Here is a 9,882-nt window from a genome sequence, read left to right on the forward strand (position 1 = left end):
TGCTGGGCGCGCAGTCCCCCGCGCCCCTAGGTCTTTAGGGGCGCGGGGAACGGCCCAGTCTTTGGGGGTTCGGGGGCGGAGCCCCTGAGTAGGGGACGGGAATGGGTAGGGGCGGCGGGGGCGAAGAAACCCCGGTATCCACAGGCGCGGGCACGGGTCACCCCAGCGTCGTACCCTGGACACCCCCGGCCCGTCAGACGTGTCGGGCGGTTCGCGTTGCTCCCTCGGATCCTCGGATGGAAACCTCTTCATGAGCCTGCACGGTCTGCTCGACGCCGTCGTCAAGGACGCCGCACTCACCGAAGCGGTGAAGGCCGCCGGCGACGGCAACCGTATGCACGTCGACCTGGTGGGCCCGCCCGCGGCCCGCCCGTTCGCGGTGGCGGCCCGGGCCCGCGAGGCGGGCCGTACGGTGCTGGCCGTGACGGCCACGGGCCGGGAGGCCGAGGATCTGGCGGCGGCACTGCGGACGCTGCTGCCGGCCGACGGGATCGTGGAGTACCCGTCCTGGGAGACGCTGCCGCACGAGCGGCTCTCCCCGCGCAGCGACACCGTGGGACGCAGGCTCGCGGTCCTGCGCAGGCTCGCGCACCCGCGACCCGACGACCCGGAGACCGGCCCGGTCTCCGTCGTGGTCGCACCCGTCCGGTCGGTCCTCCAGCCGCAGGTCAAGGGCCTGGGCGACCTGGAGCCGGTGGCCCTGCGGACCGGCCAGAGCGCCGACCTCGGTGACGTCGTGGCGGCCCTGGCGGCAGCGGCGTACGCACGGGTCGAGCTGGTCGAGAAGCGCGGCGAGTTCGCCGTACGCGGCGGGATCCTGGACGTCTTCCCGCCCACCGAGGAGCACCCGCTGCGCGTGGAGTTCTGGGGCGACGACGTCGAGGAGATCCGCTACTTCAAGGTCGCCGACCAGCGGTCCCTGGAGGTCGCCGCGCACGGTCTGTGGGCGCCGCCCTGCCGCGAGCTGCTGCTCACGGACGACGTACGGGAGAGGGCGGCCCGCCTCGCCGAGGCCCACCCCGAGCTGGGCGAACTGCTCGGCAAGATCGCCGAGGGCATCGCGGTCGAGGGCATGGAGTCCCTCGCACCCGTCCTCGTCGACGACATGGAACTGCTCATCGACGTCCTGCCCAAGGGCTCCATGGCCGTCGTCTGCGACCCTGAGCGGGTGCGCACGCGCGCCTCGGACCTGGTGGCGACCTCGCAGGAGTTCCTCCAGGCGTCCTGGGCGGCCACGGCGGGCGGCGGCGAGGCTCCGATCGACGTCGACGCGGCGTCCCTGTGGGCCATCGCGGACGTACGGGACCGGGCCCGCGAGCTGGACATGATGTGGTGGTCGGTGTCGCCGTTCGCGGCCGACGAGGAGCTGGACGCCGACACGCTGAAGCTCGGGATGCACGCCCCGGAGACGTACCGCGGCGACACCGCGAAGGCCCTCGCCGACACCAAGGGCTGGCTCGCGGACGGCTGGCGCACGGTGTTCGTCACCGAGGCGCACGGCCCGGCGGCCCGTACGGCAGAGGTGCTCGGCGGCGAGGGCATCGCGGCCCGCCTGGAGTCGGACCTCGCCGGACTCGTCCCCTCCATCGTCCAGGTGGCCTGCGGTTCGATCGACTACGGATTCGTCGACCCGGCGCTGAAGCTCGCAGTGCTCACGGAGACCGACATCTCCGGCCAGAAGGCCGCCGGCAAGGACGGCGCGAGGATGCCGGCCCGCCGCCGAAAGACGATCGACCCGCTCACTCTCGAAACCGGCGACTACATCGTCCACGAGCAGCACGGCGTCGGCCGCTACATCGAGATGGTCCAGCGGACGGTCCAGGGTGCGACACGTGAGTACCTGGTGGTCGAGTACGCGCCCGCCAAGCGCGGGCAGCCCGGCGACCGCCTCTACATCCCCACCGACCAGCTGGAACAGATCACCAAGTACGTGGGCGGCGAGGCCCCGACCCTCCACCGCCTCGGCGGCGCCGACTGGACGAAGACCAAGGCGCGCGCGAAGAAGGCGGTCAAGGAGATCGCCGCGGACCTCATCAAGCTGTACTCAGCCCGGATGGCCGCCCCCGGGCACGCCTTCGGCGGCGACACACCGTGGCAGCGCGAGCTGGAGGACGCGTTCCCGTACGTCGAGACGCCCGACCAGCTCACCACCATCGCCGAGGTCAAGGAGGACATGGAGAAGACGGTCCCGATGGACCGCCTGGTCTGTGGCGACGTGGGCTACGGCAAGACGGAGATCGCGGTCCGCGCGGCCTTCAAGGCGGTGCAGGACGGCAAGCAGGTCGCCGTCCTCGTACCGACGACACTGCTGGTCCAGCAGCACTTCGGCACGTTCGGCGAGCGCTACTCCCAGTTCCCGGTGAACGTACGGGCGTTGAGCCGCTTCCAGACGGACACGGAGGCGAAGGCGACGCTGGAGGGCCTGCGCGAGGGCTCGGTCGACGTCGTCATCGGCACGCACCGGCTCTTCTCCGCGGAGACCAAGTTCAAGGACCTGGGGCTCGTCATCGTCGACGAGGAGCAGCGGTTCGGCGTCGAGCACAAGGAGCAGCTGAAGAAGCTGCGCGCGAACGTGGACGTACTGACGATGTCCGCGACCCCCATCCCGCGCACCCTGGAGATGGCGGTGACGGGCATCAGGGAGATGTCGACGATCACGACACCCCCGGAGGAGCGCCACCCGGTCCTGACCTTCGTCGGCCCGTACGAGGAGAAGCAGATCGGCGCGGCCGTCCGTCGCGAACTGCTCCGCGAGGGCCAGGTCTTCTACATCCACAACCGTGTCGAGTCCATCGACCGGGCCGCGGCGCGACTGCGCGAGATCATCCCGGAGGCGCGCATCGCGACCGCCCACGGCCAGATGTCCGAGCAGTCCCTGGAGCAGGTCGTCGTCGACTTCTGGGAGAAGAAGTTCGACGTCCTCGTCTCCACGACGATCGTCGAATCGGGCATCGACATCTCGAACGCCAACACCCTGATCGTGGAGCGCGGCGACAACTTCGGCCTCTCCCAACTGCACCAGCTGCGCGGCCGGGTGGGCCGTGGGCGCGAGCGGGGGTACGCCTACTTCCTCTACCCGCCGGAGAAGCCCCTCACGGAGACGGCCCACGAGCGCCTCGCGACCATCGCCCAGCACACCGAGATGGGCGCGGGCATGTACGTGGCGATGAAGGACCTGGAGATCCGCGGAGCCGGAAACCTGCTGGGCGGCGAGCAGTCGGGTCACATCGCAGGCGTCGGCTTCGACCTGTACGTACGCATGGTCGGCGAGGCCGTCGCGGACTACCGCGCCTCTCTGGAGGGCGGCGTCGTGGAGGAGCCGGCCCTGGAGGTCAAGATCGAGCTCCCGGTCGACGCGCACGTCCCGCACGACTACGCCCCGGGCGAGCGGCTGCGCCTGCAGGCGTACCGCTCGATCGCCTCCGTGAACTCCGAGGAGGACGTCAAGGCCGTACGCGAGGAACTCGTCGACCGCTACGGCAAGTTGCCCGAGCCCGTGGAGAACCTGCTGCTGGTGGCCGGTCTGCGGATGCTCGCGCGGGCGTGCGGTGTCGGCGAGATCGTCCTCCAGGGCAACAACATCCGCTTCGCACCGGCGGAGTTGAGGGAGTCCCAGGAACTGCGCCTCAAGCGGCTGTATCCGGGGACCGTCATCAAGCCGGCCGCGCACCAGCTGCTTGTGCCCCGCCCGAAGACGGCGAAGGTGGGCGGCAAGCCGCTGGTCGGGCGGGAGCTGCTGGGTTGGACCGGGGAGTTCCTGGCTTCGATTCTGGGGTCGTGACACCCAAGTCGCTCTCCTGAAAGGCGGATCAGGAAAGGGCGGATCAGGAAGAGGCAGATCAGGAACTGCCCTGGAACAGCAGGTCGCTCAGGAGGCGGAAGACCTCCTCCGGGTCCTGGTCGCCCACCGGTCCGTCCAGGTTGTGGCTGAGCAGCAGCGTGGCGAAGCCGTGGGCCAGGGACCAGGCGGCCACGCCGGCGAGGCGGGCGTCGGTGCCGCGGCCCTCGGGCGGGACGGCCGAGACGGCGTCGCGCAGGCGCTCGCCCGCGAGGGCACGGGCCGTCGTCAGCTCCAGGTCGTTCCCGCGCAGCAGCTCCGGCGTGAACATCACCTGGAAGTGGGCCGGGTGCTCGCGGGCGAAGCGGACGTAGCGCACGCCCGCGTCCTTCAGATCCGCCGCATCCGTGAGCGTGGCCGCCAGCAGTCCGTAGCCCTCCGCCGCGATCGCCGTCAGCAGGCCCGTACGGTCCTTGAAGTGGTGGGCCGGCGCCGCGTCCGTGGAGCGGTTCGAGAGCCGGGGGTGGAGTCCGGGGAGTGGGCTGGGGCGCGTGAACGGCTCGTCGCACGGGGGCTGTTGGCCGCAGACGGCACCGCGACGGACGCCGGCCGCGCCTGCCGCCAGGAGGTGGAGCGGCACACCGACGAGCTGGCCGCCGCACCCTGGCGGGCGCTGGGTCCGGACGACACCGGTCGACTCGCCGATCTGCTGGGGGAGTTCTGGGTCGCGGTCCTCGGGTCGGGGCTGCTCCCGTCGGAGACGACGTTGGGGATCGGGAAGGTGTGAGGGGGCAGGTTCAGTGGGCCTGGTGGCAGGGGCGGTGCTGCGGCTGCGCGCGGGGGACTCCCAGCTGCCGGTCACCACCGATGTCACGCCGGTTGTGCACCACTTGCCCGTTGAAGTCCGGCGAAGTCCGTTCCCTGCCTGTTATTGCGCCACCCTTTCCGCCAGTACGGTGAGGCCCAGGGAAACCGCCCGCTCTGGGCGGACAGGGGCAAGCTAAGGGGAGGGAGCGCCGTGACGCTCTGGACCAGGGTCGCCGGAGCCGCGGTACTGCTGCTCGCCGCGACCGGCTGCACCGTGGAGACACCGGGTTCCGCCGGCCCCGAGGACTCGGCGGCGGGCGCGGGCGCGGGCACGGGCGCCGGTGGAGCCGCCCTCACCGCCGTCGACGGACTGACCGTCAAGGGGCGGGCACCCAAGACGGGATACGACCGGGACAAGTTCGGCAGCCCCTGGGCCGACACCGACTCGAACGGCTGCGACACCCGCGACGACGTACTCAAACGGGACCTGAAGGAGGTGAAGTTCAGCGACGGCGACTGCGAGGTGAGCTCCGGGACGCTCGACCCCGACCCGTACACCGACAAGGACGTCACCTTCGTACGAGGGGGCCGCAGCGAGGTCGACATAGACCATCTCGTCGCGCTGTCGGACGCCTGGCAGAAGGGCGCCCAGAAGTGGGACGCGAGCAAGCGGATAGCGCTGGCCAACGACCCGCTGAACCTCCTCGCCGTCGACGCCGGCCGCAACCGCAGCAAGGGCGACGGGGACACGGCGACCTGGCTCCCGCCCCACAAGGCGTACCGCTGCACGTATGTGGCCCGGCAGGTGGCCGTGAAGAAGAAGTACGAGCTGTGGGTCACCGCCGCGGAGAGGGACGCCATGAAGCGGGTGCTGTCCGGCTGCCCGGGGCAGAAGCTCCCCTCCGGGGGGACCTCGACAGAGGCACCGAAGCGGTTCCACGCGGGGTGAGCGGGCTGAGCGGGCTGACTGCGCTGAGTGGTCTGAGTGGTCTGAGTGATCTGAGCGGGCCGAGTGGGCTGACTGGGGCGGCCGGCCTGGGCGGGGTGACTGGGGTGACCAGGCTGGGCGGGGTCCCGCGCTGGGTGGGGTCGGATCCGCGCAGCCAAATCCGTTCCGCACCGGCCGAGTCGACGCCTACCGTGTCCCGCATGGAGCTGAAGGTATCGAGCCTCGCCGAGCGGCCCGAGATGCACGGCCGGGTGACGGGAATGGCGGACACCTGGCCCGAGTTCCTGCGCAACGACCCCGTCGGCAACGCGCACTACGGCCGCATCGCCACCGAGCTGCCGGAGTACGTGCTGTTCGCCGAGGACGCGCGCGGAGAGGTGGTCGCGCACGCCTACAGCGTGCCGTTCGCCCTCGCGGACCAGGACCGGGGCGAGCTGCCGGCCCGGGGCTGGGACGAGGTGCTGGTGTGGGCGTTCTCCGACCGGCGCCACGGCGTCGCGCCGGACACGGTGAGCGCGATCTCGATCGTCGTCGCCCCGCACGCCCAGGGCACCGGCCTGTCGGGCCGCATGCTCGCCGCGATGCGTGACAACGCCCGGGCCCGGGGCTTCGACGAGGTCGTCGCCCCGGTGCGCCCGAGCGCGAAGCATCTGGAGCCGCGTACGGAGATGGCGGAGTACGCCTTCCGGACGCGCGGTGACGGGCTCCCGCACGACCCGTGGCTGCGGGTCCACGTCCGGGCGGGCGCGCGCATCGAGGCGGTGGCGCCGGCGTCGATGACCGTGGCGGCGTCGCTCGACGAGTGGCGGGCGTGGACGGGGCTGCCCTTCGACGAGGAGGGCCGGATCGAGGTGCCCGGCGCACTGGTGCCGGTGCACTGCGAGCCGCGCCGCGGGTACGCGGTGTACGTCGAGCCCAACGTGTGGGTGCGGCACGCGCTTTGAGGCGCGTCCGGTGGGCCGGTGCAGCAGGGGCTCCTGCGGGGCCGACGGGACGCGTGCCTGCGCGGGCGGGCGTGCCTTGAGGGCGCACCCCTGAAGGCGCGCCCCATCGGCTTCCCTTTGCCCCGCCGGCCCGGGTGGCGTTCCGTCAGCCGCCCATCTCGGCCAGGTCGATGACCTTGCCCGCGGGCTTCTCGGCCGGGACCGGGGTGTCGAAGTCGCCGAAGGTGACCGTGCCCGGGTCGTCGGCGGACTTGCTGACGACCTTCAGCAGATAGGGCTTGCCCTCGGTGGCGACGTAGAGCGTGTAGGTGTCCTTGCCGTCCTTCTCGTGCAGGACGATCGCCGGGGTGCCGTCGACCGTGGTCGTCCCGCCGCGGGTGGCATCGGAGTTGACGTCCTGGAAGTCCGCGAGCACGGTGTCGAGGTCGCAGAAGCTCGCGATGTCCTTGGCGTCCGAACCGGTCGCGGACATCTTGGTCCACTTGCCGGCCAGCATGGCCACGACTCCGTCGGTCTCCTCCTTGGACGCGCCGTCGCTCTGGGCGCGCAGGAACTTCTCGTCGTACTTCATGTAGAGGGTGTCGCCGGTCTTGACGAGGTCGGCCTTGCCCTGGCCGTTCGCGCTCATCGTGCCTGCGCACTCGCCCTTTCTGTCGAGGGCCATGTCCAGGCCGACGCGGCTGCCGTCGTCGTCCTTGATGTCGCCCTTCATGCGCAGCGACGAGGCGTTCGAGGTGGCCTTCACGGCCTGGTCGGCGATCTCGCCGCCGGTCTGCCCGGCGAACGGGCCCTTCGGCTTGCTGTCCGCCTTCTCCTCCCCGGGCAGGCAGCCGGTGAGCGAGACGGCGGCCGCGGCGGCGAGGCAGAGAGCGGCAAGTGCGGTGCGACGCATGACAGATCCTTGAAGTGTCGAGGTGGAGAGAAAGGGGAGAGGGCGCGAGAGCGCAATGGCGCGAAGGCGCTCAGAGCGGTGACGAGAAGGCGCGCGCGGGCGCCGGTGCGGCAGATGCGGGCCGGGGTGCGGGGACGGCGGCGCGTGGCGTCAGCCGGTCTTCTTCCAGTCCTTGCAGCCCGTGGTCTTGAAGTACGCGTCGCCGGCGGCGACGGTCACGACGGCCGTGCCGGACACGTTGTTGTTCGCGAGGATCGACTCCATGGAGTGCGAGGCGTCCTTGGTGCGCTCCCAGTAGCAGAGGTCGTCGGTGTTGCCGGTGGACTTGTAGGTGCCTGGGGCGATGTCGACGCCGACCCTGTGCATCCCGCCGTCGCCCTTGACCGGCGTGGCCGGGGTGCCGGTCGCCTTCGCGTCGACGGCTTCCCAGTCCTTGCAGCCGCTCGACTTGAAGAGCTTGTCGCCCGCCGGGATCGTCACGTAGCTGGTGCCGCTGACGTTGTCGTTGGCGAGGATCGAGTCCATCTCGCCCGAGGCGTCCTTGGCGCGCTCCCAGTAACAGACGCTGTCCGTGTTGCCCGTGGTCCGGTAGGTGCCGGGCTTGACGTCGGAGCCGACCTCGAAGTCGCCGTCCCCCTGGAACGCCGCCTTCTTCTCGGCCTTGTCCGCCTTGGCGTCCTTCTTCGTGTCGGCCTTCGTGTCCGACTTGGTGTCGGCCTTCGTGCCGGACTTGCGGTCCGCGGAGGCCGCGGAGTCCTTGCCGTTGCCGCCGGAACCGCTGTCCCCGTCGTCGCCCGCGTTCGCCGACACCGCGCCGATGACGACGACGCTCACGACAACCCCCAGCGCGATCTTGCCCTTGGCGCCCATGACAGTCCCCTCCCCCAGAGATGACGGCCGCCGTTCTCGGCCGCTGTTCATCCGATGGGTCAATCACAGCAGAGCCTGTGAACCGAGTCAACACGGTTCACGTAGATGTATGAGTACACGGCCGTGAATGGGTCGATGTCGCGTGCGTCGGTATGCTCGACGCCACACACCAGGACGAGGGGAGCCGGGCGGCGTGCAGGAGAACGGGACAGAGGTCACCGCGGCGGGAATCGCCAGGCTCGCCGGAGTCGGCCGGGCAGCCGTCAGCAACTGGCGGCGCCGCCACGCCGACTTCCCCAAACCCGTCGGCGGCACCGAGACCAGCCCCTCCTTCGCGCTCACAGAGGTCGAGACCTGGCTGCGCACCCAGGGCAAGCTCGCCGAAGTGCCCCTGCGCGAGCGCGTATGGCAGCAGCTCGCCGGTCATCCGGAGGGCCCGGTCGCCGCCCTCGTCCACGTCGGCTGCGCGCTCCTGCTCGTCAACGACCGCCCGACGGTCTGGCTGGAACTGAGCGCCGGCTCCGACGCGCGCCTCGCCGAACTGCTGCCCGCGTCTCTCGACCAGGTCCTCACCCCGCGCTTCGGCCTGGTCCGCAAACGGGCCGTGGACACACCGACAGCCGCCCAACTACTCCCGTCCGCCCCCCTGTTGCGTGGCGCAGCCGACCTCGCGGCCGAGCTGGGCACCCGCAAGGCGTACGAGTTCCTGCTCCGAAGGCACCTCGACGCCAACCCGCGCCAGTACACGCTCACACCGACCGGCCTCGCCGCCCTGATGGCGGACCTCGCGGGCCCCGCCCGGACCGTCCTCGACCCGGCGTGCGGCACCGGAGCCCTGCTGCGCGCGGTGGCCGCCGCACAGGGCGCGTTGGGCATCGAGGACCAGCACCTGTACGGCCAGGACAGCGCCCCCGAACTGGCCGCCCTCACCGCACTGCGCCTCGCCCTCCACGCCGAGGCCACCGTGACGACCGTGCGCACCGCCGCCGCGGACAGCCTCCGCGACGACGCGTACGGCACCCTCAGTGCCGACGCGGTCCTCTGCCATCCGCCGTTCAACGAGCGCAACTGGGGCCACGACGAACTCGCCTACGACCCCCGCTGGGAGTACGGCTTCCCGGCCCGCACCGAGTCCGAACTGGCCTGGGTCCAGCACGCGTTGGCCCGCCTCAAGGAAGGCGGCATCGCCGTCCTCCTGATGCCCCCGGCTGCCGCCTCCCGCCGCTCCGGCCGCCGCATCCGCGCCGACCTGCTGCGCCGCGGCGCCCTCCGCGCGGTGATCGCCCTGCCGCCGGGCGCGGCACCCCCGTACAACCTCCCGCTGCAACTGTGGGTGTTGCGCAGGCCCGCACTCACGGGGCATCCCGCACAGCCCGAGGTGCTGCTCGCCGACACCGGCGTGTTCACGGCCGACAGCCGCGGCGGCCTCGACTGGCAGTCCGTGCGTGCCGCGGTCCTCGACGCCTGGCGCCCCTTCGACCGCACCGGCAGCGCGCCCGAACAGCCGGGACTCAGCCGTTCGGTGCCGGTCATCGAACTCCTCGACGACGACGTGGACCTGGCCCCGGCCCGCCATCTGCCGCCCCCCGCGGCGGGCGGCGGAGCCGAGCAACTCGCCGACGTACGCGACCGCCTGGGCGAG

The 9,882-nt window shown here is 71.5% G+C and carries 8 protein-coding genes; 5 read left to right on the top strand and 3 right to left on the bottom strand.

Translation table 11 applies throughout. The features are described from left to right. The first annotated feature begins 250 nt into the window (after window positions 1-250). Window positions 251-3,781 (top strand): transcription-repair coupling factor, encoded by a 3,531-nt coding sequence (mfd, locus tag O3Q52_RS41005; protein ID WP_269653643.1) that lies wholly within the window; start codon window positions 251-253, stop codon window positions 3,779-3,781. A 58-nt stretch (window positions 3,782-3,839) separates the two neighbouring features. Here the strand turns inward: mfd and O3Q52_RS41010 are convergent, their stop codons facing one another. Beyond that, a complete protein-coding gene (locus O3Q52_RS41010; protein ID WP_269653644.1) occupies window positions 3,840-4,418 on the bottom strand; it encodes a TetR-like C-terminal domain-containing protein in 579 nt (192 codons plus the stop codon). Between O3Q52_RS41010 and O3Q52_RS41015 the strand changes: the two genes are divergently transcribed. The 3 genes from O3Q52_RS41015 to O3Q52_RS41025 all read left to right on the top strand — a co-directional run bounded on the left by O3Q52_RS41015 (window position 4,407) and on the right by O3Q52_RS41025 (window position 6,478). Further along, window positions 4,407-4,565, top strand: coding sequence for a hypothetical protein (locus O3Q52_RS41015; RefSeq protein WP_269653645.1), 159 nt, complete (start codon window positions 4,407-4,409; stop codon window positions 4,563-4,565). The genes O3Q52_RS41010 and O3Q52_RS41015 overlap by 12 nt on opposite strands. 231 nt (window positions 4,566-4,796) lie before the next feature. Continuing rightward, entirely contained in the window at window positions 4,797-5,534 is a 738-nt protein-coding gene (locus O3Q52_RS41020) for an HNH endonuclease family protein (RefSeq protein ID WP_269653646.1), read from the top strand. Between the two features lie 200 nt (window positions 5,535-5,734). Further along, entirely contained in the window at window positions 5,735-6,478 is a 744-nt protein-coding gene (locus O3Q52_RS41025; protein WP_269653647.1) for an N-acetyltransferase, read from the top strand. A 145-nt stretch (window positions 6,479-6,623) separates the two neighbouring features. Here the strand turns inward: O3Q52_RS41025 and O3Q52_RS41030 are convergent, their stop codons facing one another. Together O3Q52_RS41030 and O3Q52_RS41035 are read right to left on the bottom strand one after the other, a co-directional pair. Continuing rightward, the gene (locus O3Q52_RS41030; RefSeq protein ID WP_269653648.1) at window positions 6,624-7,370 is read right to left on the bottom strand and encodes a hypothetical protein; all 747 of its coding nucleotides are present in this window, start codon (window positions 7,368-7,370) and stop codon (window positions 6,624-6,626) included. Window positions 7,371-7,520: 150 nt separating this feature from the next. Further along, window positions 7,521-8,240 carry a hypothetical protein gene (locus tag O3Q52_RS41035; RefSeq protein ID WP_269653649.1) on the bottom strand — a complete coding sequence of 240 codons (720 nt, stop codon included), beginning with the start codon at window positions 8,238-8,240 and terminating at the stop codon, window positions 7,521-7,523. 193 nt (window positions 8,241-8,433) lie between these two features. Here O3Q52_RS41035 and O3Q52_RS41040 point away from each other — a divergent pair. After that, on the top strand, window positions 8,434-9,882 hold a 1,449-nt coding region (locus tag O3Q52_RS41040; protein ID WP_269653650.1), incomplete at its 3' end, for a class I SAM-dependent DNA methyltransferase.

The organism is Streptomyces sp. ActVer (assembly GCF_027270795.1).
Taxonomy (GTDB): Bacteria; Actinomycetota; Actinomycetes; order Streptomycetales; family Streptomycetaceae; genus Streptomyces; species Streptomyces umbrinus_A.